Origin of the sequence: Pseudomonas sp. URIL14HWK12:I12 (assembly GCF_003097135.1) — a bacterium.
Classification (GTDB): domain Bacteria; phylum Pseudomonadota; class Gammaproteobacteria; order Pseudomonadales; family Pseudomonadaceae; genus Aquipseudomonas.
The window spans coordinates 572,308-597,696 of record NZ_QEQL01000002.1 but is presented as its reverse complement, the minus strand read 5'-3'; the positions used below and the strand labels follow the sequence as shown (position 1 = coordinate 597,696).

The following is a 25,389-nucleotide window of genomic DNA, read 5'->3' as shown; positions in this document are numbered from 1 at the left end:
GAGAGAGTGCCCACCTTGAAAATCCAGTTCCTTCAACTACAAGCTCATGGCGATGAGCGTGGCTCCCTGATAGCACTGGAGGAAGAAAAGAACATTCCATTCACCATCAAACGGGTTTATTACCTTTTTGATACCGGCGAAGGGGTACGGCGTGGGTTCCATGCACACAGGTCACTTAAGCAGGTTGCAATCGCCGTCCGTGGTTCCTGCCGTTTCTTGCTTGACGACGGCAAGGAAAAAATCGACATCCGCCTTGATCACCCCCAGCAGGGGTTATTGATAGAGTCGTTTGTATGGAGAGAAATGTACGACTTCTCACCAGACTGCGTGCTGATGGTCCTTGCAGACAATCTTTATGATGAGTCCGATTATGTGCGGGACTACGCTACCTTCTTGCAGATAGCTGAGCAGGGACAGCCCATCGGCAGTAGCCGATGAGTGCTCACCCGCCCCTCTCTGACTCACCAGCCGGAGACCTCCAAGGATGACGAGCCCTCTCTACGCCCCCATCGGCTTCTTCCTCCACGCCGCCGAGCTGTTCAACCATTACCAACCCGTGTGGCGGCTGCTCGGTGCCGATGCGTTCGATATCATCCTGCACGGCACCGACCACGAGCGGCTCGAAACCCTGACCCTGGCTACCGAAGCCGGCTACCGCTGCGTTGAAAGCGAAACGGTCATCGAAGCGGGCCACACCTACGACATCGTGGTCTCCAACCTCAGCATGTTCGACCACCTTGACCAGCCCATCATTCACGTTCTGGGCCACCGCCGCGTGCGCTTCATGTACGCGTTGGGCAAGGCAAAGCACAATTTCGCCGACTGGAACCGCCATTACGACCTGATCCTGTGCTTTGGCCCCTGGCAGGCCGAGCGCATGAAACAGTGCAGTGATGCAGTGACCTTCCAGATGGGCTACCCGCGCTACGACGCCTATTTCCGCCAGCCAGAGTTGCTCGGCAGCTGCCCCCCGGGCCTGGAAGGCGTGCTGGCCCCTGAAAAAAAGACCGTGCTATGGCTCCCAACGTGGATGGAATTGTCCTCGGTAACCCGTTTTGCCGATGCCATGGCAGCGCTGTGTGATGACTATAACGTCATCGTCAAGACGCACCCCCTCTCCCACGAAGCCGAGCCGCAGGTACTGGAAGTGCTTGGCCAGTATCCCTTTACGGCAGTGATCACGACCGTCTACGACAACCTTGCATTGTTTCGCTGCGCAGACTTCGTGGTCGGCGACTACGGCGGCACGCCCTTCGGCGCGCTGTACCTGGACAAGCCCCTGCTATTGCTGAACGTACCCGCTGCGGCGGAGGATGCGTTGACCGGTGATAGTTCTCCGGATGTGCTGCTGCGCCACGATATCGTCAACCTTGACGAAGACTGCCGTTGGGCATTGCCAACGCTGCTCGCCGACGATGCCCTGTGGGCTGAGCAGGCTGGCATCAGGCAACGGCTGCGGCACAAGTACTTCGTCAACAGCTACGGGTTTTCAGCAGAAATGGCAGCAATGGCGTTGTGCAATCTCGAAACCCTGCTCCAACAAGGATAGCGCCATGGTGATCTGGTTGGTGGGCCTCTCCGGGGCGGGTAAAACCACCTTGGGCCGTGCGCTGTATGCCAGCCTCAAGGCCGAGCGCCCGCAAACGGTGTTCGTCGACGGTGACGAGATCCGCGCCCTGTTTCGCCACGACCAGCGAGCCGATGCCTACACCCTGGCAGGCCGCCGTGTGAATGCCGAGCGGATCCAGGCGCTGTGCGGCTGGCTAGACGGCCAAGGGATCGACGTGGTGTGCTGCATCCTGTCGGTATTCGAGGATGTCAGTGAGCAGAACCGCGAGCGTTTCTCGGCCTATCGCGAGGTGTTCGTCGACGTGCCGTTAGCCACTCTCATCGACCGAGACGACAAACAGCTCTACCAAAGCGCCCTGCGCGGCGAACGGGCGCACGTGGTGGGGGTAGACATCCCTTACAGCCCGCCGCCGTCCCCGGACCTCACGCTGCACAACAGCCAGCTCGCCGAAGACATTCCTGGCTACGTTGCGCAGATGCGCGCCATGATCGGACCCTCACCATGCCTGTGACCTACCGCTACACCGAGGGGGACCTGCTTGAAACCCCCCAGCACTACCGCTACGCCGCGTACGAAGGCCAAGCGTTCGTTGCCGCCTGGAAAGCCGCACGCCGGCAAGCCTGTAACGCCTTGCCGGCGCCCGAGGCGATGCCCCTGCCCGAAACGGGCCAGGCCGACGCACAAGACACCGAAGCGTTGCTCATGCAGCTTTGCCGAGGCCTTCGGTGCATGCCGCTGGGCGAGGTGCCGGGGGCGCAATACTGGCTACCGCGGTTGGTCAAGAAGTTCGAGGTCAGCAAACGCCTGTACAGCGGCTACACACTCGAAGCGCCCCACGCTGCATTGCCGGGCAGCGGCTATCGTGCGCTCGCCCCTTACCTGCTGCTGGCCGAGGCGATGATCCACGCTTGGCGAGCCGAAAAGGCCGCCTGGTACCTCAGCGCCCTGCTCAAGCTCAATGACACCTTGATTTCCCAGCTCCCGCGCATGGCCGCCCCCTATGGAGCGCACTTAGCCTGGCTGCTTGAGAGCGAACAACAACTGATCGCGCAGGTCGCCCCATGACGCCACCTCGGCTGTTACTGCTATGCGCCCACACCGCCCGCTCGGTAGCTTACCTGCAAGCCCTGGCCGCCGCCGGCCTGGTTCCCGATCACATCATCGCCTATGGCCAAGCGGCGCCGCCGCCGCATGTCACGCGGCACGCGCAGCATCACGAGAATTGCGGGTTGGTTCTGCCGCAACTCGATGAAAGCCTGATTGGCTGCCTGGAGCGCCTGGGCTGGGCTTACGAGCGTTGCAGCAGCGATATTCTGGACAGCACCGAGCTGCTGGGCTGCATCGAGCGCGGCAAAGCCGACCTGATCGTCTATTCCGGCCAGGGTGGCCAATTGGTGCCCCCTGCCCTGCTGCAGCGCTGCCCCGTGCTGCATGTTCACTCAGGCTGGCTACCCGATTACCGCGGCAGCACGACGCTCTATTACCAGATCCTCGAGCAGCGCCAATGCGCTGCCAGCGCGTTGTTGCTCAATGAAACTATCGACACAGGCCCGGTGGTGGCCCGCAAGCACTACCCGTTGCCCGCGGCCGGAATGGACGTGGACTACCTCTACGACAACGCCATCCGGGCCGACCTGCTGGTCGAGGTGCTGCTACGCTGGCGTGCAAACCCTGCCTCCCTGGCGCCGCTGGCCGACCCTTCGTTCGCCGAAGAGCAGCCGCCCTACTACATCATTCACCCGTTGCTCAAGCACCTGGCCCTGCTCACCATCGACCAGCAGGAGCCGGCCTGTGAGTGACACCCTGATCGCCTTTGGCACCAAGGCCGAAACCCTCGAACGCCTGCGCCCGTGGCTCAAGCGGTCGATAATTCTTCCCCAGCTCGCCTTCAGCACCACCCAGTGGCGCGAGTCACCCGCGCCGCTGCTGGCTAGCGCCGCCCACCTCGCGGGGGATGGCGCACTCATCGTGCGCAGCAGTGCCAGGGGCGAGGACGGCGCGGCCCAGTCGATGGCCGGCGCTTTCAGTAGCTGCCTGAACGTACCGACCCGCGAATTGCCGTCAGCCATCGAGCAAGTCATCGAGTCCTTCGCCGAGCACCCCGGCGAAGGCCATCAGGTGCTGATCCAGCCGATGCTCTCGGGCATTCAGATGAGCGGCGTGGTCATGACGCACGATCTGGAGCACGGCGCACCCTACTACGTGCTCAATTACGATGACGAAAGCGGCAAGACCGACACCATCACTGGCGGCACAGGCATCCACAAGACCGTACTGATTTACCGCGACGCACCGGCCCAGCAGGTGCACTCGCCCCGCGTACGCGCAGTGCTCGATGCCTGCCGCGAGCTTGAGCCGTTATGCGGTGGTGTGCCACTGGATATCGAGTTCGCGGTAGATCACCAGCAACAGGTCTATGTGCTGCAAGTGCGCCGGATCACCCTGAGCAATACTTGGCACCCGGTGACCGAACGCCGGGTGGCGCGCCAGCTGGAACACGTGCGCAGGTTTCTGGCCGAACGCCTGGCGCCCCAGCCGGAGCTTCACGGGCACGCTACCGTGCTCGGCGTGATGCCCGACTGGAACCCGGCTGAAATCATTGGCACCACGCCACGACCCCTCGCGGCGTCGCTGTATAGGTTTTTGGTAACTGACAGCACGTGGCGCGAAGCTCGCGCTGCGATGGGCTACCAGGCGCCGCCAAGGCAGCGTCTGATGGTCACCCTTGGGCACCACCCCTACATTGATGTGCGTTGCAGCTTCAACTCGTTCCTGCCGGCCGGCCTGGCGCCGCAGGTATCGCAGGCGCTCGTCGACGCCTGGCTGGCGCGGCTGAAGGAGAACCCTGAATTTCACGACAAGGTGGAGTTCGATATCGTCCCCACCTGCCTGGACTTCACCTTCGACCAAGACTTCCAGGCGCGTTACCCGCAAGTGCTGGATGCAGGGCAGTTTGAAAGTTACCGCGCAGCCCTCGATGCCCTGACACGCAATGCAGTCATGGCACAGCACGGCCCCGGCTCCTTACCAGGGGCACTGGCGCAGGTGCGTGAGCGCGAACGCTTGCAAAGCGCCTCGAGCGGTGCTGCGAACCTGAGCAACATCGAGCGGCTGCTGCAGGCCTGCCGGGCTCACGGTACCTACCCCTTCGCGGTATTGGCTCGCCATGCATTCATCGCCGAGGCACTGATGCGCTCGGCCTGCCGGCGCGGTGCACTGGCTCTCGAGCGCCTGCAGGCGTGGAAGCAGTCTATCGAAACGGTAACCACCGAACTGGCCCGGCATTACGCTGAAGTCTGCAATGGCCAGGCCTCCTCTGACCGCTTCTTGCAGCGCTTTGGCCACCTGCGCCCCGGCACCTATGAAATCACCTCGCTGCGTTATGACGAACGCCATGATCTGTTCGCTGCACAGCCCGTAGCGCCTCTTGAGGAGGCACCCCGCCCAGCGGCCTTCGCCCTGAGCGATGGAGAAACACTGGCGCTGCAAGCCTTGCTTGACGAGCACGGCTGGCCCTTGCCACCGGCCACGCTGCTGGCCTACGCCAGCCAGGCCATTCAGGCCCGTGAATACGCCAAGCTGATCTTCACACGTGATTTGTCCGACGCCCTGAAAGCGCTGGTGAACTGGGGCGGTGAGGTGGGGTTGGCGCGCGAAGATCTCTCGTTCCTCAACATCAACGAAATGCTCGACATGCTGAGCGTTCCGCTGATGGACGACATCGACCGGATGCTGCTGGCCCGCGCGACACAGGCGCGCAACAGTTACGAGAACGGGCTTGTGCTCAAGCTAGGGCATCTGATCGGTAGCCTGGACGATTTGGTGGTCGTGCCGCTGCACCGCAGCTTGCCCAATTACGTAACGCAGAAACACGTCGAGGCCCCTGCGGTGCAATTGCAGCAGAACTCCTCAGCCACTCTGCCACTGCAAGGCATGATCGTCTGCATCGAGAACGCCGACCCCGGCTACGACTGGGTATTCACCCGCGGCATCGCCGGGTTGGTGACCCAATATGGGGGCGCCAATTCCCACATGGCCATTCGCTGCGCCGAGTTCGGCATTCCTGCGGCCATTGGCTGCGGCGAGCAGCTGTTCAATCGCCTGGTGCGCAGCCGGCGCATTGCCCTGGACTGCCAAAACCGCACGCTTCAGCCGGTGTGATCCCTATGAAAAAAATCGGTGTCACTTTGCGTCATTGCTCCCCCACCGGTTACCACGAGCCACGAGATGGCATCGCACGGGATTGGTACCGGTTCTTTTCTGCGCTTGGGCTGGGGAATCGCTGGGTGCTATTGCCCAACCTGCAAGCCGACACCCCTGCCTATGCGCAGGCGCAGGGGGTAGACGCCTTGATCTTCAGCGGTGGTGATGATGTGGGCTGTGACCCGGTGCGCGATACCAGTGAGCGGGCATTGCTGGCCCATGCCATTGGCGCTCATTGGCCCGTACTGGGTGTTTGCCGGGGCCTGCAGTTGATTCACCAGCACTTCGGCGGGCAATGGGTGCCGGCCCCCACGCATATTCATGTTGCACAACGTCACGGCATAACCCTGCTCAATGCCGAGCAGCCTCTGCCGTGGGCCTGCGATCGCGAGCCACGCACCGTCAACTCCTACCACGGCAACCGACTGCTGGCCCCCACCGCTGCGCTTCGCCCCTGGGCCAGCGACGAGCAGGGCCATTGTGAAGCAGTGGTGCATGCGCATCTCAAGATAGCCGGTGTCATGTGGCACCCGGAACGCGAACCCACCCCCAGCGAGCATGACCTGCACTTGTGCCGCTGGCTTTTCGAGTAAACCTCATGCAAGCGATCATCCTTGCCGCCGGTCGTGGCTCACGGCTGGGCAATCTCACGGCCGAGCAACCCAAACCGCTGACCGTACTCGCCGGCAAGCCCCTGCTCGAATGGCAGCTGGCCGCGCTGGCTCAAGCGGGTATCGCTCCGATACATCTGGTCAGCGGCTATTGTGCCGAAGCACTTGAGCCCTATGGTGAAAGCCGGCTACACAACTCCAGGTGGGCGAGCAGCAACATGGTCCGTAGCCTGCTCAGGGCTGATACCCAGCTGGCAAGCGCGCCGGCGTTGGTGTGTTATGGAGACATCGTCTACCGGCCGGCGATCATCGAGCGCCTGGCGGCTTGCCCGGCGGCCATTGCGATCGCTTACGACAAACAATGGCTGGCCTTGTGGTCGCAACGCTTTGAGAACCCACTTAGCGATGCCGAGACCTTCAACCAGGCCGATGGGCGCTTGATAACCATCGGCGAGAGGGCGCGCGACCTTGGAGAAGTTCAGGGCCAATACATGGGCCTATTGAAGTTTAGCCCCGAGGGCTGGGCCCAGGTGCAGGCCTTGGTGGGCGAGCTGAGCCCTGAGCAGGTCGACAAGCTGGACATGACCAGCCTGCTTCGCGCCCTGTTGAGCCGCGGTGTGGCCATCGCAGCGGTCGAAGTTTCTGGAGGCTGGGTAGAGGTCGACAACCCGTCTGACATCGAGCTCTATGAGCGCCTGTTAGATAGCAAAGGCTGGGGCCACGATTGGCGGCCACTGCGATGACCGCAGGCATAAAAAAAGGGGCAGCCTAAGCTGCCCCCTTTTCTTGCTCAGTAAAACCCGAACTTAGTTCTGGTTTTCCATCTGAGCGCGGATCAGATCACCGATGGTGGTCGGGCCAGCGCTTTCGCTCTCGGCCTTGCTACGCAGGGTCTGAATCGCTTCTTTCTCGTCTTCGACGTCTTTCGACTTGATCGACAGGCTGATCACGCGCGACTTACGGTCAACGCTGATGATCTTGGCCTCGACTTCGTCGCCTTCCTTCAGCACGTTACGAGCGTCTTCAACGCGGTCACGGCTGATTTCGGAAGCTTTCAGAGTCGCTTCGATGTCGTCGGCCAGGGTGATAACAGCGCCCTTGGCATCGACTTCTTTCACGGTGCCACGAACGATGGCGCCTTTGTCGTTCAGCGAGACGAAGTTGGAGAACGGATCGTCTTCCAGCTGCTTCACGCCCAGCGAGATACGCTCACGCTCTGGGTCAACCGACAGGATGACGGTTTCCAGCTCGTCGCCCTTCTTGAAGCGACGTACGGCTTCTTCGCCGGACTCGTTCCAGGAAATGTCGGACAGGTGAACCAGACCGTCGATGCCGCCTTCCAGGCCGATGAAGATACCGAAATCGGTGATCGACTTGATGGTGCCGGAGATCTTGTCGCCCTTGTTGAACTGGCTCGAGAAGTCTTCCCATGGGTTGGACTTGCACTGCTTGATACCCAGGGAGATACGACGGCGCTCTTCGTCGATGTCCAGAACCATGACTTCCACTTCGTCGCCAACCTGAACGACTTTCGACGGGTGGATGTTCTTGTTGGTCCAGTCCATTTCGGAAACGTGCACCAGGCCTTCCACGCCTTCTTCCAGCTCTGCGAAGCAGCCGTAGTCGGTGAGGTTGGTAACGCGTGCGTGAACACGAGTGCCTTCCGGGTAGCGTGCCTTGATAGCAACCCATGGGTCTTCGCCCAGTTGCTTCAGGCCCAGCGATACGCGGTTGCGCTCGCGGTCGTACTTCAGGACCTTGACATCGATCTCGTCACCAACGTTGACGATTTCCGACGGATGCTTGATGCGCTTCCAAGCCATGTCGGTGATGTGCAGCAGGCCATCCACACCGCCCAGATCGACGAATGCGCCGTAGTCGGTGAGGTTCTTGACGATACCTTTGACCTGTTGGCCTTCCTGCAGCGATTCCAGCAGCGCTTCGCGCTCTGCGCTGTTCTCGGCTTCCAGCACGGAGCGGCGGGAAACGACAACATTGTTGCGCTTCTGGTCGAGCTTGATGACCTTGAACTCGAGCTCTTTGCCTTCCAGGTGGGTGGTGTCGCGCACTGGGCGCACGTCGACCAGCGAACCCGGCAGGAACGCACGGATGCCGTTGACGTCGACGGTGAAACCACCTTTGACCTTGCCGTTGATGACGCCCTTGACCACTTCCTCGGCAGCGAAGGCTGCTTCCAGGACGATCCAGCACTCGGCGCGCTTGGCTTTTTCGCGGGACAGCTTGGTTTCGCCAAAGCCATCTTCGACAGCGTCCAGCGCTACGTGAACTTCGTCACCGACCTTGATGGTCAGCTCGCCAGCTTCGTTGAAGAATTGCTCGAGCGGGATCACACCCTCGGATTTCAGGCCGGCGTGAACGGTCACCCAGTCGCCGTCGATGTCGACGACGGTACCGGAGATGATGGCGCCAGGCTGAAGGTTGAGGTTCTTCAGGCTTTCTTCAAACAGTTCTGCAAAGCTTTCGCTCATTTTTAATCCTGTAGTTGGGCCCAGTCACTGCCCATTCGCCACACTCCAGCCAGCGTGGGTTTCGTTCAGATAAAAGAAAGCCTACGAGGGGTAGCAGCCTAAAGCCGCCACGACTGGCCCCCGCGGGCTGTCTTGCGTCATGCGAGGCCGCGTAGCTCGGCCTCGCTCATGATTCGTTCAAGCACCTGCTCGATGGACAACTCGGTCGAATCGAGTTGTATGGCGTCGGCGGCAGGCTTGAGCGGCGCGACCGAACGCTGGGTGTCACGCTCATCGCGCGCACGGATCTCATCGAGAAGACTCGCGAGATTAACATCATCGCCCTTGGCCTTCAACTGCAAGTAGCGCCGGCGGGCACGCTCCTCAGCGCTTGCCGTCAGGAAAATCTTCAACGGGGCGTCCGGGAACACCACCGTGCCCATGTCTCGCCCGTCAGCGACCAGGCCCGGCGCTTCCTGAAAGGCGCGCTGGCGCTTCAAAAGCGCCTCACGTACCGCTGGCAACGCGGCGACGATCGAGGCGCCCGCCCCGACCTTCTCATTTCGGATCAGCCGAGCGACCTCCTCGCCCTCGAGCACGATGCGCTCGGGCTGGCCGGCACTGGCAGCGATGAACTGCACATCCAGATGCTCAGCCAGCAGCACAAGAGAAGCCTCGTTGGTCAGGTCCACGCTGTGGTTGCCGGCATTGAAAGCCAGTAGCCGGTACAAGGCGCCGGAGTCGAGCAGCCTGAACCCGAGCTTCTCGGCCAGCTTGCCCGCCACGGTGCCCTTGCCTGAGCCACTGGGCCCGTCGATGGTGATGACCGGTGCATGAAAGTTCACAGCAATCCCTCTTGTGCCACGTGCAGGCCAGCCTGTTCACACAGGCCGGTGAAATTCGGAAAATAAGTTTCGACAGTTTCGCAGCCCTTGACCCTTACAGGCCCACTCGCACGTGCTGCCGCGATGCAGAGCGCCATGGCCACGCGATGATCGCCGCAGGCATCGACCTCCCCTGCCTGGATCGTGCCGCCTTTGACCATGAACGTACCTGGCCCGGATTCGCACTGGATGCCCAGTGCGGATAAGCCCGCCGCCATCGCGCCCAGGCGGTCGGTATCGCGGGCCTGCACGGCCTGAGCTCCACGCAGGTAGGTAGTGCCTTCAGCGCAGGCCGCGGCTACCAACAATGCAGGGATCTCGTCGATCGCATTGGGCACCAGATGCTCGGGGATCTCCACCCCCTTCAGCGGTGCGGCGCGCACATGCAGGTCGGCGACCGGCTCGTTGCCGAAGCAGCGCTCGTTCACGCACTGAATGTCGGCCCCCATCAGTCGCAGGGTTTCGATTACAGCAGTGCGAGTGGGGTTGACCCCGACTGCCGGCAGCAGCAGCTCGGAACCGGGGGTAATGCTGGCTGCCACCAACAGAAAGGCAGCGGAGGACAAGTCGCCGGGAACCTTCACTTGCGCGGCGGCCAGCTCACGCCCAGGCTCGATTGCACAGACTCCGGGCGCTTGATGCACTGGATAGCCGAACGTGCCCAGCATGCGTTCGGTATGGTCGCGGGTTGGCACCGCTTCGCGCACCTGGGTGGGCCCGCTGGCATAAAGCCCTGCAAGGAGCACGGCCGACTTCACCTGGGCACTGGGCACTGGCATGTCGAAGTCGATGCCCTGCAACGGGCAGGCGCCGCGCAATCTCAGCGGGGGGCGCTGTTGATCAGCCAGCATCACGCCGGCCCCCATTCGTTGCAGCGGTGCTGCCACGCGGGCCATCGAGCGCCGGCTCAGTGCCGGGTTGCCCGTTAGCTCGGTGGCAAAGCTCTGCCCGGCCAGCAACCCCGCCAGCAGGCGCATCGAAGTCCCTGAGCTTCCCAGGTAAAACGCGCCGGGCGCAGCACGCAGCCCATGCAGGCCTACCCCGTGGACCACCACACGACCTTGCTGAGGCCCTTCGATGACAACCCCCATGTCACGCAGTGCCTGCAGGGTTGCCAGGGTGTCTTCGCCTTCGAGCAAGCCTTCGACTACGCTGGAGCCCTGGGCGATCGAGCCCAGCAGGATGGCGCGATGGGAAATGGACTTGTCGCCGGGCACCTGAACTTCGCCGTGCAATGCCCCACTCGGTCGGATCACATAATCGACCATACGGGTTCCGCTAGGCGGCTCCACGTAGGCACGGCGCGCCAGGATCTTGCCGAAATGTTCACGTGCGGCCTGCGCACGGGTGAACACACCCAGCAGCTGGCGGCCATCACCTTCAGCCACGGCCTGGCGCAAGTGTTCGAGATCGTCGCGAAAAATATCCAGCTGGCGCAGCACCGCGTCGCGGTTGGCCAGGAAGATATCGTGCCACATCCGCGGGTCGCTGCCTGCGATGCGCGTGAAGTCCCGAAACCCCCCGGCGGCATAGCGGAAGATTTCCAGGTTTTCGTGGCGCCGGGCCAACGAATCGACCAGGTTGAAGGCCAGAAGGTGCGGCAAGTGGCTGGTGGCGGCCAGCACTTCGTCGTGGCGCTCGATCGACATGTGCTCAACGTCCGCGCCCAGCGCGCGCCATAGGCGGTCGACCACCGCGACGGCGCTTTCGTCGGTTTCAGGCAGCGGTGTAAGGATCACCTTGTGGCGATTGAACAGCGAGGCGTTGGCCGCCTCTACACCGCTTTTTTCGGACCCCGCGATAGGATGGCCCGGCACGAAGCGTGACAGGCGCTTGCGCCCGAATACCTCGCAGGCGGCGCGGGCAACATTCCCCTTGGCGCTGCCGACGTCGGTAATGATGGCCTCACCCAGGTCAAGCCGGGCAAGGGCCGCCAGCACGTTCTCCATACCGATGATCGGCACCGCCAGCTGGATGACATCGGCACCCTCGCACGCTACGGCCAGCTCAGCCTCGCAACGGTCGACCACACCCAGCTCCACGGCCTTTTCGCGCGAGGGCGCATGCAGATCGACCCCAACAACTTCACGGCACAAGCCACTCTGCCGCACGCCCTTGGCAAAAGAGCCGCCTATCAGCCCCAGGCCCACCACAACCAGCCGGCCCAGTACAGGCATTGGCATGCTGCTCATAGCGACGTCAGAGCACAGCCTTGGGATAAGACCCCAAGACTTTCACCGCGACCGCATCGTCGCTGATTTCCTCAAGCACCCCTTTGATCAGCGGGTCGTGCAGGTGGCCGACGAAATCGATGAAGAACACGTAGGTCCATTTGCCGCTGCGGGAGGGGCGGGTCTCGATGCGGGTCAGGTCCACGCCATTGCGGTGGAAGGGCATCAGCAGGTCGTGCAGTGCGCCTGGCTTGTTACGCATCGATACGATGATGGAAGTCTTGTCATCCCCGGTTGGCGGCACCGCCTGGCTGCCGATGATAAGGAAGCGGGTGGAGTTGTCTGGGCGGTCCTCGATCTTCTCGGCCAGGCGCTGAAGGCCGTAAAGGCTGGCAGCCATGTCGCCGGCGATCGCAGCACTGTTCCATTCACCCTTGACCCGCCGTGCGGCCTCTGCGTTGCTCGACACAGCGACGCGCTCGACATTGGGGTAATGCGCATCCAGCCATTTGCGGCATTGGGCCAGGCTCTGGGCATGGGAATAGATGCGGGTGATGGCGTCGGTCTTGGTGTTCTCGCCCACCAACAGGTGATGGTGAATGCGCAACTCCACCTCGCCGCAGATGACAATGTCATGCTCCAGGAAGCTGTCGAGGGTGTGGTTGACGGCCCCTTCGGTGGAGTTCTCCACCGGCACCACCCCAAAATTCACCGCGCCGGCCACCACCTCGCGCACCACCTCGTCGATGGCAGCCATTGGCTTGCTGATCACTGCATGGCCGAAGTGCTTCATGGTAGCGGCCTGGGTGAAGGTCCCCTCAGGGCCCAGGTAGGCAACTTTCAGCGGGTTTTCCAAGGCCAGGCACGACGACATGATTTCGCGAAACAGCCGCGCCATTTCTTCATCGGGCAGGGGGCCACGGTTGCGCTCCATCACGCGCTTGAGCACTTGAGCCTCGCGCTCGGGGCGATAGAACACCGGCTGCTCGCCTTCAGCGAGCGAGGCCGTCTTTACACGGGCTACCTCTTCAGCACACCTTGCGCGGTCGCTGATCAGCTCGATGATCTTCTCGTCCAGGCTGTCGATTCGCAGCCTCAGTGCCTGAAGCTCCTGTTCAACCATCAGCCATGCTCCTTCTCGAATTCGGCCATGTAGGCGACCAGTGCTTCGATGGCCTCCATGCCCAGGGCGTTGTAGATCGAGGCGCGCATGCCGCCTACGCTGCGGTGGCCCTTCAGGTTGAGCAGCCGGCGCGCTTCGGCACCGGCCAGGAAGGCCTTGTCGAGGCGTTCGTCAGCCAGGCGGAACGGCACGTTCATCCACGACCGGTCGGCGACATCAATGGGGTTGGTATAGAAGCTGCTGGCATCGATGAAGCCGTAGAGGCGATCTTTCTTGGCCCGGTTACGTCGCTCCATCTCCAGCACCCCACCCTGCTCCTTGAGCCATTCGAAGACCAGGCCCGAGAGGTACCAGGAATAGCTGGCAGGGGTGTTGTACATCGAGCCGTTTTCGGCAGCGACGGCATAGTTGAGCATGGTGGGGCACAGCGGGTGCGCCTTGCCCAGCAGGTCTTCGCGGATGATCACCACCACCAGCCCGCTGGGCCCGATATTCTTTTGCGCGCCCGCGTAGATCATGCCGAACTTCGACACATCCAGGGGGCGGGAAAGGATGTCCGAAGACATGTCTACTACCAGCGGTGCATCGGTTTCAGGCACCCACTGGAATTCAAGGCCGCCAATGGTTTCGTTGCTGGCGTAGTGCACATAAGCCGCACCTGGGGTGAGGTGCCACTCGGCCTGCTTGGGAATGGCGGTGAACTCACTCGCCTTGCCGCTGGCCGCCAGGTTGACGCTGCCATAGCGGCGCGCCTCTTCGATGGCTTTTTTCGACCAGATGCCGGTTTCGATGTAGTCGGCGGTTGCGCCGGCCGGCAGCAGGTTCAAAGGGATCTGGGCAAACTGCTGGCTCGCCCCACCCTGCAGGAACAGCACTTTGTAACCGGAGGGCACCGATAGCAAGTCACGCAGGTCCTGCTCGGCCTTTTCGGCGATGGCCACGTATTCGTCGCTGCGGTGGCTCATTTCCATCACGGAAAGGCCCATGCCGCGCCAGTCGAGCATCTCTGCCTGGGCGCGCTGAAGTACGGCTTCGGGAAGCGCGGCAGGGCCTGCGCAGAAGTTGAAGGCTCGGTTGCTCACATCCACTCTCGCTCTGAAAAAACGCGAATACACATGCCAAATGCTGGCAGCCTCGGGTCAGCGAGGCTGCCAGCCGATGATTTACTCCGGTTGCTCGCCATCGGTGCCCAGGCCCGGCTCCTCGCCGGCGACGTCCGCCTCGGCGATGAAGCCGTCATCACCCTCCAGCGCCTGCCCTTCGATAGCCGCAAGCTCTTCCTCGGAAGGCTCCTGCACACGCTCCAGGCCCACCAGCTTCTCGTCGCTGGCCAGCTTGATCAGGGTGACACCCTGAGTATTGCGGCCCAGGCTGGAGACTTCGCCTACGCGGGTACGCACCAACGTGCCCTGGTCGGAAATCAGCATGATCTCCTCACCTTCAAGCACCTGCACGGCGCCCACCAACCGGCCGTTACGGTCATTGCTGACCATGGCGATCACACCCTGGCCGCCGCGGTTGTACTGCGGGAACTCGGTGATGGCGGTGCGCTTGCCGTAGCCGCGCTCGGAGGCGGTGAGGATCTGGCTGCCCTCTTCGGGGATGATCATGGAGATCAACTTCTGCCCTTCGGCCAGGCGCATGCCCCGCACACCGCGCGCCGTACGGCCCATCGGGCGAACGTCAGTTTCGTTGAAGCGGGTGACCTTGCCGCCGTCGGAGAACAGCATCACTTCACGCGAGCCATCGGTGATGGACGCGCTGATCAGCACATCGCCTTCGTCGAGTTCCAGTGCGATCAGGCCGACGCTGCGCTGCCGGCTGAACTGCTCGAGCGGGGTCTTCTTCACGGTACCGCCTGCGGTGGCCATGAAGATGAAATGGCCTTCGGTGTAGTCGTTCACCGGCAGCATGGTGGTGATGTACTCGCCCTCGGTCAGCGGCAGAAGGTTCACCAGCGGCCGGCCGCGTGCAGCGCGCGACGCCTCGGGGATCTCGTAAGTCTTGAGCCAGTACACCTTGCCCTTGCTGGAGAACAGCAGCAACGTGGTGTGGCTGTTGGCGACCAGCAGGTGAGAGATGTAGTCCTCGTCCTTGACGCCGGTGGCCGACTTGCCCTTGCCTCCGCGGCGCTGGGCCTGGTAGGTCGCCAGGGGTTGGGTCTTGGCATAGCCGCCATGGGAAATGGTAACTACCCGGTCTTCCTCGGGGATCATGTCGCCCAGGGTCAGGTCGAGGCGCGCGTCGATGATTTCGGTTCGCCGTACGTCACCGTACTCGGAGCGAATGGCTTCGAGCTCTTCGCGGATCACTTCCATCAGCCGCTGTTCGCTGCTGAGGATGCGGATCAGCTCGCCGATCTGATTGAGGATCTCCTGATACTCGGCCAGCAGCTTCTCGTGCTCAAGGCCCGTCAGCCGGTGCAGGCGCAGGTCGAGGATCGCCTGGGCCTGTTCTGGTGACAGGTAATACTTGCCGTCACGCAGGCCGTATTGCGGGTCGAGGTTTTCGGGGCGGCACGAGTCGGCACCGGCGCGTTCGACCATCACTTCCACGGCGCTGGATTCCCACGGCGTGCTGATCAGGGCCTCCTTGGCCTCGGACGGCGTGGGCGATGCCTTGATCAAGGCAATGACCGGGTCGATGTTCGACAGTGCGACGGCCTGGCCTTCAAGGATGTGCCCACGCTCGCGCGCCTTGCGCAGCTCGAACACGGTACGGCGGGTAACCACTTCGCGGCGGTGGCGCACGAAAGCTTCGAGCAGGTCCTTGAGGTTCAGCAAGCGCGGGCGGCCGTCGATCAGTGCGACGATATTGATGCCGAATACGCTCTGCAGCTGGGTTTGCGCATAGAGGTTATTGAGCACGACCTCCGGCACTTCACCACGGCGCAGCTCGATGACCACGCGCATGCCGTCCTTGTCGGACTCGTCGCGCAGTTCGGTGATGCCTTCGATCTTCTTCTCTTTGACCAGCTCGGCGATCTTCTCGATCAGCCGGGCCTTGTTGAGCTGGTACGGCAGCTCGGTAATGACCAGTTGCTGGCGGCCGCCCTTGTCGATGTCTTCGACCGTGGAGCGTGCGCGCATGTAGATCCGGCCGCGGCCTGTGCGGTAAGCCTCGATGATGCCCTGGCGGCCGTTGATCAGGCCGGCGGTAGGGAAGTCGGGGCCGGGGATGTGCTGCATCAACTCATCGATCGACACCTCTGGGTTGTCGATCAGCGCCAGGCAGCCGTCGATGACCTCGCCCAGGTTATGCGGCGGAATGTTGGTAGCCATGCCCACGGCGATACCACTGGAGCCGTTGACCAGCAGGTTCGGGACCTTGGTCGGCAGCACGGCAGGGATCTGCTCGGTGCCGTCATAGTTGGGCACCCAGTCGACCGTTTCCTTGTGCAGGTCGGCGAGCAGCTCGTGGGCCAGCTTGGTCATGCGCACTTCGGTGTAACGCATGGCGGCGGCGTTGTCGCCGTCGACCGAACCAAAGTTACCCTGGCCGTCAACCAACAGGTAGCGCAGCGAGAACGGCTGGGCCATGCGCACGATGGTGTCGTATACCGCAGTATCACCGTGAGGGTGATATTTACCGATGACGTCACCGACCACGCGGGCCGATTTCTTGTAGGGCTTGTTCCAGTCGTTGCCCAGCTCACTCATCGCATACAGCACGCGACGGTGTACCGGCTTCAAGCCATCGCGCGCATCGGGCAGTGCACGCCCGACGATCACGCTCATCGCATAGTCAAGATAGGACTGCCGCAGCTCGTCTTCGATATTGACCGGCAGGATTTCTTTGGCCAGTTCGCCCATGAGAAGCCTGATTCCTTTTTTCGGTGAAACCACGACGCAGTTTCGGATCAAGATCGCGCGCAAGGCCACGCAATTGGCCCTACTGTAAATCGGCGGATCTTACCACAAAGCCCGCCAGCGACCTATCCCCTTCGCCCGCTGGCAGCCCATGGCAAGCAGCGCTGCGTGCATTGTGCGGCTTCAGGGAGGCTCAGACGCCCTGCAGGGCGCGAAAAATCGGCTGGCTGGCGGTTGGCCAGGGGGATGGGGGCACTAGAGCGCCATGGGTTTGCGGCCGGCGAACGAATGCGCCAGCGTGCCGCCATCGACCAGCTCGAGCTCACCCCCCAGCGGTACGCCGTGAGCAATGCGCGAAACGGTCAGGCCCTTCTGCATCAACATCTGGGCGATGTAGTGGGCAGTAGCCTCGCCCTCGACAGTGGGGTTGGTGGCCAGGATCACCTCTTCGAAGGTGCCCTGCTCCTCGACCCGCGCCATCAGTTGCGGGATGCCGATGGCCTCAGGGCCCAGGCCGTCGAGAGGCGACAGGTGCCCTTTGAGCACGAAATAACGCCCGCGGTAGCCGGTCTGGTCTACGGCAAACACATCCATGGGCCCCTGCACCACGCACAGCAACGTATCGTCGCGGCGTGGGTCGGCGCACTGCGGGCACAGCTCCTGCTCGGTGAGCGTACGGCAACGCTGGCAATGCCCTACCCCATCCATGGCGCTAGCCAAAGCCTGGGCCAGGCGCGCACCGCCGGACCGGTCACGTTCCAGCAGCTGCAGCGCCATGCGCTGGGCAGACTTCTGGCCAACGCCTGGCAGCACTCGCAAGGCGTCGATCAACTGGCGAATCAGTGGGCTGAAGCTCATCGATGAACCTTTTTCAAATCGAAAACTGCAAGCTGCAAGCTATCGCCAGCCAGCTTGCAGCAGGAAGCTTTCTGCTAAGGACGGTCTCAGAAAGGCATCTTGAAGCCCGGGGGCAATTGCATGCCGGCGGTCATGCCACCCATTTTTTCCTGGCTGCTCTGCTCGATCTTGCGTACGGCGTCGTTGACCGCTGCGGCGATCAGATCTTCGAGCACGTCTTTGTCTTCCTGCATCAGGCTGTCGTCCAGGCTGACGCGCTTGACGTCATGACGGCCGGTCATCACCACACTCACCAGGCCTGCGCCGGACTGGCCGGTCACCTCGGCGTTAGCCAGCTCTTCCTGCATCTTGGCCATTTTTTCCTGCATTTGCTGAGCCTGCTTCATCAGGCCGGCCATGCCACCTTTCATCATGGTAATCACCTCGGGTCGTTGGGCCGATCACTGCGCCGGAGCAGCAGCGTCGACAGGTTCAATGGTGTCGGCGCGCACGCTGGCACCGAACTTCTGGATCATTTGCTGAATCAGTGGGTCTTGCTGGATCGAGCGCTCGGCATCGTGCTGGCGCTCGTGCCGCCGCCGCGCTGCGGCCTGCGCAGGAGTTTCCTGCTCCGGGCGTTGCAGCGTGATATCGATTGTGATCGCCCGCCCCAGGTGCTGGTTCAGCGCTTCGTTCAGGCGGCGCTGCTGGGTGGCATTGAATAACGCGCCCTGGGCTGGGTCCAGGTGCAACTCCCAATGGTCGCCGTGCATGGCGACCAGGCTGCAGTTGGCAGCGATGCTGCCGGTCAGGCCTGACACGGGCAACTGCGGGAACAACTCCAGCCATTGCAGCGCCAGCCCGGTGGCAGGTGCCACGGCCTCAAGCGCCGGCTCGGCCACAGTGGGCGCCTCGGCGGCATGGCTGGCCAGTTCGTCCAGGTAGGCATAGCTGGCGGGCTCGGCGTCGAAGGCGCCGTCATAGTAATCGTCGTCGGGCGGCGGCACGTCATCTTGAGGCATACCGGCTGGCCCGTAGCCAATGCCCTGTTCATCGTCGTCATCGTCATCCGCGGGCAAATCTGGCGCGGGCGGCACCACACTGGCAGGCACTGGGGCGGGCATGGCCGGCAACTCCGGCCGCTCGGCTTGAGTGTCCAGCAAGGGTGATTCGCCAGGCCCGGGCAATTCGATGGTCGAGGCTGCCGGCGGGTCATTCCAGGGCAGGTCATGTTCGGCTATCGCAGTTGCGCGCTCGGGTTTGGGCGCACGCACCGGTTCAGGGGATGCCTCGGCAACAGGCTCGGGCGGCCGCTCGGCAGCCTGGGGCCCGGGCATGGGGGCCACCAGCACCGGGGGCTCAGCCGTGGCCGGGCTGGCCCCCACTGTCTTTAGCGCCCGAGGTGGTGCATCGGCCGCTCCGGCCGGGCGGAAGGCCAACATACGCAGCAGTACCATCTCGAAACCGCTGCGCGGCTCTGGCGCCAGTGGCAGGTCACGCCGGCCTACCAAGCCCATCTGGTAATAGAACTGCACGTCTTCGGCCGGCAGCGCGGCGGCCAGCGCCAGTACCTTTTCGCGGTCGCCGTGGCCGTTATCCACTGCCTCGGGCAAGGCCTGGGCGATGGCGACGCGGTGCAATACGTTGAGCATCTCGGCGAGCACACCCGCCCAATCGGGGCCCTGCTCAGCCAAATGGCCGATGGCCTGCAACAGCGCCCGCGCATCCCCCTCAAGCAAGGCCTGCAGCACATCGAATACCTGGCCGTGATCGAGCGTTCCGAGCATCGCGCGCACGTCTGCAGCCAACACCTTGCCCTCGCCAAAGGCGATGGCTTGGTCGGTCAGGCTCATCGCATCGCGCATGGAGCCCTCGGCAGCGCGACCCAGCAGCCACAGCGCGTCGGCCTCGAAGGGAACTTGCTCTTGAGTGAGCACATGCGTCAAGTGCTCCACTACCCGCTCCGGGGGCATGTTCTTCAGCGAAAATTGCAGGCAACGCGAGAGAATCGTTGCCGGCAGTTTCTGTGGGTCTGTGGTTGCCAGGATGAACTTGACGTAGGGCGGCGGCTCTTCAAGGGTTTTTAGCAGTGCGTTGAAGGAGTGCGTGGACAGCATGTGCACTTCGTCGATCAGGTACACCTTGAAGCGCCCGCGGCTGGGGGCGTATTGCACGTTGTCGAGCAACTCGCGGGTGTCCTCGACCTTTGTGCGGCTCGCGGCGTCGATCTCGATCAGGTCGACGAAACGGCCTTCATCGATTTCGCGGCATACCGAACACTGGCCGCAGGGCGTCGAAGTGATACCTGTTTCGCAGTTCAGGCATTTGGCGATGATGCGCGCGATGGTGGTCTTGCCTACGCCGCGGGTGCCCGTGAACAGGTAGGCGTGGTGCAAGCGCTGGTTGTCCAGCGCGTTGACCAGTGCCTTGAGCACATGCGCCTGGCCGACCATCTCACGGAAGGAGCGCGGGCGCCATTTGCGTGCGAGAACCTGATAACTCATCGAACCTGCCACACCGGAAACAAAGACCGCACATCCTAGCGCAGCGAGGGGGTAAAAGCACCCACGCCGGCAGTAGTTCCCCCTGCCCAGAGACGGGCCGATGCCTTGTGATGCGCTCACTCAAACAACGGCAAGGAGCCGGCCATGACCAACAACACACTCACCAAACGCAAACGCACCAGCCTGCTGGTCGTGCACTGTTCCGCCACGCGGCGCGACCAGGACATCGGCGCCCTGCAGATCACCCAGTGGCACCAGCAAAGGGGCTGGGCCACCATCGGCTATCACTACGTCATACGCCGAAACGGCACCCTGGAAACGGGACGCGATGAGGCCTGCGTCGGCGCGCACGTTGCCGGGCACAATGCCGAGTCGATAGGTATCTGCCTGGTGGGGGGTGTCGATATGCTGGGCAAGCCGGAAAATAACTTCACTGCGGCCCAGTTCGAAACCTTGCACGGGCTGCTGGGTGAGCTGCGCAGCCGTTACCCCGCCACACGCATCGTCGGCCACCGAGACCTTTCGCCGGACCGCAACGGCGACAACCACGTCACCCCCAACGAATGGCTCAAGGCATGCCCCTCGTTCGATGTCGGGGCATGGTTGATGCTCAACCCGCCCCGCTGATGGTCATTCCACCTTGCGCAGGCGCACGGTGTAGTGCGCCTGTATGCCCGCCATTTCAGGCTGAAAGTGGGTATTGGTAATGTCGTAGTGCTCCACCCGCCCTTCAGCGGTGTGATGCTCCAGGCGATCACCGGCACCCGCATTGAGCGTGACTTCCCAGATCAGGGCTTTGTTCGGCGCCAACTGGGTGCCGAACGGCCCGAAGCGCGTACCATCGATGCGAACGATATAGACAGTGTCCGGCGAAGGGCTGGGCGAGTGTTCCACGTGCAGGTACTCCAGAACGGTTTCAGGCTTCACGATAAAAGCGTGAAATATGAAGCAGTCCTGGCGTAAATGCCAGCTTCACCTGGCCAGATAGTACTGCTGGCAGTCGTTCACATATTGTTCCTGTACCACCGCCGAGCTTGACGCCGAGCCGGTGCGGTAGATGCTATCGGCGATGGCTTGCGTCATGCGCGGCATCCACGCCCGGCTGTAGTGGAACGAGTCGAGCGATACCATGAAGTCCTTGCGTGACACACCAGCCAGAAGCTTTTCCTGGGCAAGACCCGCCATGCTCTTGCCCCATTGGCAGCGCGCGGTAATGCCCTCTTCAAGGCCTTTGATGGCGCCCAGCTGCGCAGCCTGGCACAGCGGTGCAGTCAGCAATCCGGCAAGCAGAAGGCTACGGATCAGTAAGTTGCCTAACAACATCATTAACCTCCCTGGTTATTGCACGTCACACAGACCACTGTACCTCGGAAAAGTGGCAAATCATTTAGCCATCAACTATCGGATGATCAGCGGCAGAAAAGTCGCGATCAGAACCCAAAAATACTCATGGAATTGGCGTCAAAAAGGGCGCGCCCTAGTTGAGGGCGCGCGGAGTCAACACGTTGGCGCTCAGCGCCGTAATGTCGCTTGCAGCTTCTTGAATGTAGGTGTGGCCGCCCACTGCCCACTGCCGTTGAAGCTCAGATAGGCGTCTACCTGAAACACCTCATTGATGCGTAGCGACTGCAAGGCTTGGGCGGGTATGTGCAAGCAGGGGTCATCGTCAAAGCCAACGCCGTACACGCACTGCTCTTGCGTCACCACCCAACCTTCGGCGAAGGTATGGTTGACCGGCTGCAAATTGGCGCTCACACCCGATACGACGAATTTCAACGTTTGCCCCGGTTGCATCAGGCTCCACGGCGCCAGCTTAACGACCGCTCCGCGATCCAGCGCAGCACGTAACGACAAGGCGCCGGCCTCCACCAGGTCGCACTGGACCGAGCGATTGATCAGGCTCGCGGCTTGCGTCAGTCTCAATTGCCCAGGGGCTGCGTGATATTCCCGAAACTGCACGTCGATTACCCGGTAGGACAACGCGACCTGATTATCGAGAAACGGAGCAACCGAGTCGGGTGGAACCACCCAGGTTTCACCGGCCTGGCCAAACGGTTGCTCTCTGAACCCCGGCTGCCCAGCTTCGCCCCAGCGGATCACCCCTCGATCCCCAGGTTTGAGCACGGCATTGTCAGGGACCTTAAGCGTAACGCCTTGGTTGAATGCGCTAAGGGCTGTGAGGCTCTGGCTCATGCCGGCCCCTGAAGCATTGAGCACTGAAAGCGCTGGCAGTACCCTTGGCACAGGCAAGGGCCGGCTGTCGAGCTCGGCAACACCAGACCAGACCTCATTGCCGGCATAGTCTTTGAGCACGAACTGGGCATAACGCGTACCTTCCCCTGCATCGCGCAGCAGCTGCCCGCTGAAGCTCACCTTGCCCGGGGGCACCAGGTCCGCGACCCGGGCTTGCCCGGCCTGTCGCCCGGCCGAGGGAGTACTGTCCCAATACCAAACCACCTCGTCCCCTGGGGAGGGCGTGCGGTAGGCGGGCAAACGCGCCATGAGCACATCACCATTGGCCTGCAGATAATCGTCGGTCACTGAAGCGACATCGAATATCAGCACCCTGCCTGCGCTGGTGAAAGCCGGTGGGAACAAATCGACCGTTATCTGCCTGGAGGTCGAATGTACGGTGTCCCCAGCCGCGATCCTCACGCTGTAGGTGACATCGAAAGTGCCATGTTTCAAGCGAATGTCAGGTGGGATCAAAAACACCAGATCCCTGTCAGGATCCAGCGGTGCAGTGAACGTTTTCGTATCGGCCAGAATGCCGTGCCAGTAAACCTCTACCAGGGCAGGGTTGAATGGGCTCGGGTTGCTCACCTCCCAAATCGGGACAACCACCCGAAGGGGCTCGTCGATCAGATGCTGAGGCAACACCCCAGGGTCACCTCCGGGGAGGTCTGCAAGTGCCTCGGGGACACTCGGAGGTTCTAGCAGCCAAGTCGTGCGGGCCATCTGCATCGCTGATCCCTCATTTATAAGATTCCGTCACCAGGCATAGCGCACAGCGGCATTGACGCCCCACGGCTGGTTGATCCGCTCACCATGGGCATAATCCAGATCGGCATTGAGCGACAGGCGAGCCCCAAGGCTGACCGCTACGCCCGTGCCAAGCTCAATACGGGAACCGGAATGGTCGTTGTTGAAAGACACGCCGTTGACGTCAACCTCGGCCCCCCGCGCAAACTCATGAGCCAGGGCGGTGCGCACATAAGGTTGTACGCTGCGCCCTTGGGCGAGCGCGTAGGTACGGCCAACCGTTGCGCCCACCTTGCCAACCAACGAACGCTGCCGCTCACCATCGGCCTGCAGGCCATTGTCGAGTTCAAAACTGCGGCCTTGCACCACCAGCCCCGCCAACTGCCCATAGGGCTCGACGAACCAGCCATCGGGCAGGCGAATATGACGGCCGGCTTCCACCGTCAGGCCAACGCCGAGGTTGTCAAAAGTACCCTTTGCCCGGGTTCCATCGCTCATTGCCACATCGGCGCTATTGCGAAAACGGTTCAGTTTTGCCGTGGTGTCAAGGTAATAGCCGCTGTCTGCATCCAGCCAAGTGGCGTAGGCGCCCACGTAATAGCTTTTGACCTCGGCCTGGGTACCGCGCTGCAGATCCAGATTCGAGACACTGGTGCCTACCATCGCCCCTGCCAACCATTGCCCGTCACCCCATGGCAATGGCGTATCTGCCCCCAACGAAAAGCCCCGTTGCGTCTGCCGGTAACCAACACCCTCAGAAGTGTCGACATTGAATTTATTGCCGTAAGCACGCACCCAGCCACCCGCTGCGCCTGGGTTGTATCGCAGCTCGCCCATGCGGCCACGCAGGGATGTCACCTCGCCGTGCCACACAGTGCTGGCAGTGTTGTACAGCGCCAATGCCGAGGCCGCCCCAGGGCTGATGGTGGCCTGAGAGCCGTTGAGGTACCAGGTTTTACCATCATCGGTCGCCAGCCCGTAGGACCACGCCCCGAGGTCAACCTGCCCGTTGAGCAGAGAAAACTGTGCGCCACCATCGCTGGTGCGTGCCACGTCGATCCGTTCAAACGATGCGTTTTGCCCGCTACTGGCCACGTTCAATCGATAACTGCCGCTGGAGCTGCCCGTGACGTCGACGAAGTCGGTTTGCCCCGTACCTAGATCGGTACGCAAGTCGAACTGGCCCGTACCGCTGAGATGATTGACGGTGAGCTGATGGTAACCGGCACCCTCCCCCAGCTTGACGATCCCATCGCTCAACGTGAGGTTTTCCTGGCGAGTGTCTTGTGTGAGTGTCCAAACCGCTGCATTGGCAATGCTGACGTCGTCGACGTTTTCCAGGCGGCCTTTGAACTGCGCACCGTCGGTCATCGATAACGAGGCGTTGGCACCTGGCTCTGCCAACACATTGCCCGTCAAGCTTGAGCCTTGCCCAAGGTTGAGGGCCAAGGTGCTGGTACTGTCTACCGCCATATCCCCCACCAATGCCGAACCCAGCACAGTGACACCCGCTCGGGCCTGATTATCGACCTTGATCAACAACCCGTCTTTGCCGAAAAGCTCGGTCCCGTTGCGGATAACGATGTCGATATCAGCCCCGTCGTGCCCCGCTCCCAAGTAACCTACCCGAATGGCAGCGCCATCCATGCCGGTCACTTTGCTGTTATCGAGCAACAGCTCGTTTCGCCCAATGAGGGGGTCGCTTTTGAAGGCGGTAATCCCCGACTCCTGGCCTGAGATATCGCTGTTCCTAACCACGGCAGTGGCCTCATTGAGCAGCAGCCCGAAGAGCGTATCGCCATGCACTGTGGATTGATCGATCACAATGGCGCCCTTGCCTACAGCAACGCCAATGGCGCCGCCGATCAGGTTACTGTTGGCGATCTGAGCGTTACTTCCAATCAGGTTCAGGGCGGTGTTCGTACCGTCTACATCCACGCCGTCCAGCGAAACGCTGGATCCAGCGGCGGTATCTATACCCGCGCCCCCGGAAACCGACCCACCGGATAAAACGAGGTGGCCGATGTCCAAATCCACAGACTCAAGGCTCGCACCGTCGCCAATGAGTGTTGCACCGTTGCTGACCACATATCGGTCATACACGCTGGTGCCGTCTAATTCGGTATCAGTCGTCACCGGAATGTCTGCCCATGCCACACCATTGGCCGTTGTCAGGAACAATGCCAATGGCGTGATCTGAAATATATTGAACCGCCTCATCGCAATA

Annotated in this window: 22 protein-coding genes; 9 read left to right on the top strand and 13 right to left on the bottom strand. The window is 62.0% G+C overall.

What is annotated here, in order from left to right:
- Nucleotides 1-15 precede the first annotated feature (15 nt).
- From F474_RS09715 to F474_RS09680, 8 genes are read left to right on the top strand one after another with little or no spacing between them, the layout of a single operon-like run.
- A complete protein-coding gene (locus F474_RS09715) occupies nt 16-438 on the top strand; it encodes an FdtA/QdtA family cupin domain-containing protein (RefSeq protein WP_097085601.1) in 423 nt (140 codons plus the stop codon).
- Between the two features lie 46 nt (nt 439-484).
- Nucleotides 485-1,549 carry a CDP-glycerol glycerophosphotransferase family protein gene (locus F474_RS22920; protein ID WP_097085353.1) on the top strand — a complete coding sequence of 355 codons (1,065 nt, stop codon included), beginning with the start codon at nt 485-487 and terminating at the stop codon, nt 1,547-1,549.
- A 4-nt stretch (nt 1,550-1,553) separates the two neighbouring features.
- Nucleotides 1,554-2,081: an adenylyl-sulfate kinase gene (locus F474_RS09705; RefSeq protein ID WP_097085354.1), complete on the top strand. Its 528-nt coding sequence runs from the start codon at nt 1,554-1,556 to the stop codon at nt 2,079-2,081.
- On the top strand, nt 2,072-2,635 hold the full coding sequence (locus F474_RS09700) for a hypothetical protein (protein WP_097085355.1): 564 nt from the start codon (nt 2,072-2,074) through the stop codon (nt 2,633-2,635). The genes F474_RS09705 and F474_RS09700 overlap by 10 nt, the downstream gene beginning before the upstream one ends.
- Nucleotides 2,632-3,369, top strand: coding sequence for a formyltransferase family protein (locus tag F474_RS09695; RefSeq protein ID WP_097085356.1), 738 nt, complete (start codon nt 2,632-2,634; stop codon nt 3,367-3,369). The genes F474_RS09700 and F474_RS09695 overlap by 4 nt, the downstream gene beginning before the upstream one ends.
- The gene (locus F474_RS09690) at nt 3,362-5,731 is read left to right on the top strand and encodes a PEP-utilizing enzyme (RefSeq protein ID WP_097085357.1); all 2,370 of its coding nucleotides are present in this window, start codon (nt 3,362-3,364) and stop codon (nt 5,729-5,731) included. Before F474_RS09695 ends, F474_RS09690 begins: the two co-directional genes overlap by 8 nt.
- A 5-nt stretch (nt 5,732-5,736) precedes the next feature.
- Nucleotides 5,737-6,366, top strand: a complete 630-nt coding sequence (locus tag F474_RS09685; protein ID WP_097085358.1) for a gamma-glutamyl-gamma-aminobutyrate hydrolase family protein — start codon at nt 5,737-5,739, stop codon at nt 6,364-6,366.
- A 5-nt stretch (nt 6,367-6,371) separates the two neighbouring features.
- Complete coding sequence (locus tag F474_RS09680; protein WP_097085359.1) at nt 6,372-7,127, top strand: phosphocholine cytidylyltransferase family protein; 756 nt, start codon at nt 6,372-6,374, stop codon at nt 7,125-7,127.
- A 63-nt stretch (nt 7,128-7,190) separates the two neighbouring features.
- On the opposite strand, the gene rpsA is transcribed toward F474_RS09680, so the two are convergent.
- From rpsA to dnaX, 9 genes are all read right to left on the bottom strand, one after another.
- Nucleotides 7,191-8,873 carry a 30S ribosomal protein S1 gene (gene rpsA, locus F474_RS09675; protein ID WP_097085360.1) on the bottom strand — a complete coding sequence of 561 codons (1,683 nt, stop codon included), beginning with the start codon at nt 8,871-8,873 and terminating at the stop codon, nt 7,191-7,193.
- A gap of 137 nt (nt 8,874-9,010) precedes the next feature.
- Nucleotides 9,011-9,697, bottom strand: coding sequence for a (d)CMP kinase (gene cmk, locus F474_RS09670; protein WP_097085361.1), 687 nt, complete (start codon nt 9,695-9,697; stop codon nt 9,011-9,013).
- Entirely contained in the window at nt 9,694-11,928 is a 2,235-nt protein-coding gene (locus tag F474_RS09665; RefSeq protein WP_097085362.1) for a bifunctional prephenate dehydrogenase/3-phosphoshikimate 1-carboxyvinyltransferase, read from the bottom strand. The genes cmk and F474_RS09665 overlap by 4 nt, the downstream gene beginning before the upstream one ends.
- A 7-nt stretch (nt 11,929-11,935) precedes the next feature.
- Nucleotides 11,936-13,030, bottom strand: a complete 1,095-nt coding sequence (gene pheA / locus F474_RS09660; protein WP_097085363.1) for a prephenate dehydratase — start codon at nt 13,028-13,030, stop codon at nt 11,936-11,938.
- Nucleotides 13,030-14,112: a 3-phosphoserine/phosphohydroxythreonine transaminase gene (gene serC / locus F474_RS09655; RefSeq protein ID WP_097085602.1), complete on the bottom strand. Its 1,083-nt coding sequence runs from the start codon at nt 14,110-14,112 to the stop codon at nt 13,030-13,032. Before serC ends, pheA begins: the two co-directional genes overlap by 1 nt.
- 81 nt (nt 14,113-14,193) lie before the next feature.
- A complete protein-coding gene (gyrA, locus tag F474_RS09650) occupies nt 14,194-16,842 on the bottom strand; it encodes a DNA gyrase subunit A (protein WP_097085364.1) in 2,649 nt (882 codons plus the stop codon).
- A gap of 252 nt (nt 16,843-17,094) precedes the next feature.
- On the bottom strand, nt 17,095-17,697 hold the full coding sequence (gene recR, locus F474_RS09645; RefSeq protein WP_097085365.1) for a recombination mediator RecR: 603 nt from the start codon (nt 17,695-17,697) through the stop codon (nt 17,095-17,097).
- 86 nt (nt 17,698-17,783) lie between these two features.
- Nucleotides 17,784-18,110, bottom strand: coding sequence for a YbaB/EbfC family nucleoid-associated protein (locus tag F474_RS09640; protein ID WP_097085366.1), 327 nt, complete (start codon nt 18,108-18,110; stop codon nt 17,784-17,786).
- Between the two features lie 27 nt (nt 18,111-18,137).
- Nucleotides 18,138-20,180, bottom strand: a complete 2,043-nt coding sequence (gene dnaX, locus F474_RS09635) for a DNA polymerase III subunit gamma/tau (protein WP_097085367.1) — start codon at nt 20,178-20,180, stop codon at nt 18,138-18,140.
- Nucleotides 20,181-20,324: 144 nt separating this feature from the next.
- Here dnaX and F474_RS09630 point away from each other — a divergent pair, with 144 nt between their 5' ends.
- Entirely contained in the window at nt 20,325-20,807 is a 483-nt protein-coding gene (locus F474_RS09630) for an N-acetylmuramoyl-L-alanine amidase (RefSeq protein WP_097085368.1), read from the top strand.
- A 3-nt stretch (nt 20,808-20,810) separates the two neighbouring features.
- Here F474_RS09630 and F474_RS09625 read toward each other — a convergent pair whose 3' ends face one another.
- From F474_RS09625 to F474_RS09610, 4 genes are all read right to left on the bottom strand, one after another.
- Nucleotides 20,811-21,107 (bottom strand): hypothetical protein, encoded by a 297-nt coding sequence (locus F474_RS09625; protein ID WP_097085369.1) that lies wholly within the window; start codon nt 21,105-21,107, stop codon nt 20,811-20,813.
- A gap of 45 nt (nt 21,108-21,152) precedes the next feature.
- A complete protein-coding gene (locus F474_RS09620) occupies nt 21,153-21,503 on the bottom strand; it encodes a hypothetical protein (RefSeq protein WP_097085370.1) in 351 nt (116 codons plus the stop codon).
- A 189-nt stretch (nt 21,504-21,692) separates the two neighbouring features.
- The gene (locus tag F474_RS09615) at nt 21,693-23,060 is read right to left on the bottom strand and encodes a hypothetical protein (RefSeq protein ID WP_116923936.1); all 1,368 of its coding nucleotides are present in this window, start codon (nt 23,058-23,060) and stop codon (nt 21,693-21,695) included.
- Nucleotides 23,061-23,171: 111 nt separating this feature from the next.
- Nucleotides 23,172-25,382 carry an autotransporter outer membrane beta-barrel domain-containing protein gene (locus tag F474_RS09610; RefSeq protein WP_097085372.1) on the bottom strand — a complete coding sequence of 737 codons (2,211 nt, stop codon included), beginning with the start codon at nt 25,380-25,382 and terminating at the stop codon, nt 23,172-23,174.
- Between the last annotated feature and the right edge of the window lie 7 nt (nt 25,383-25,389).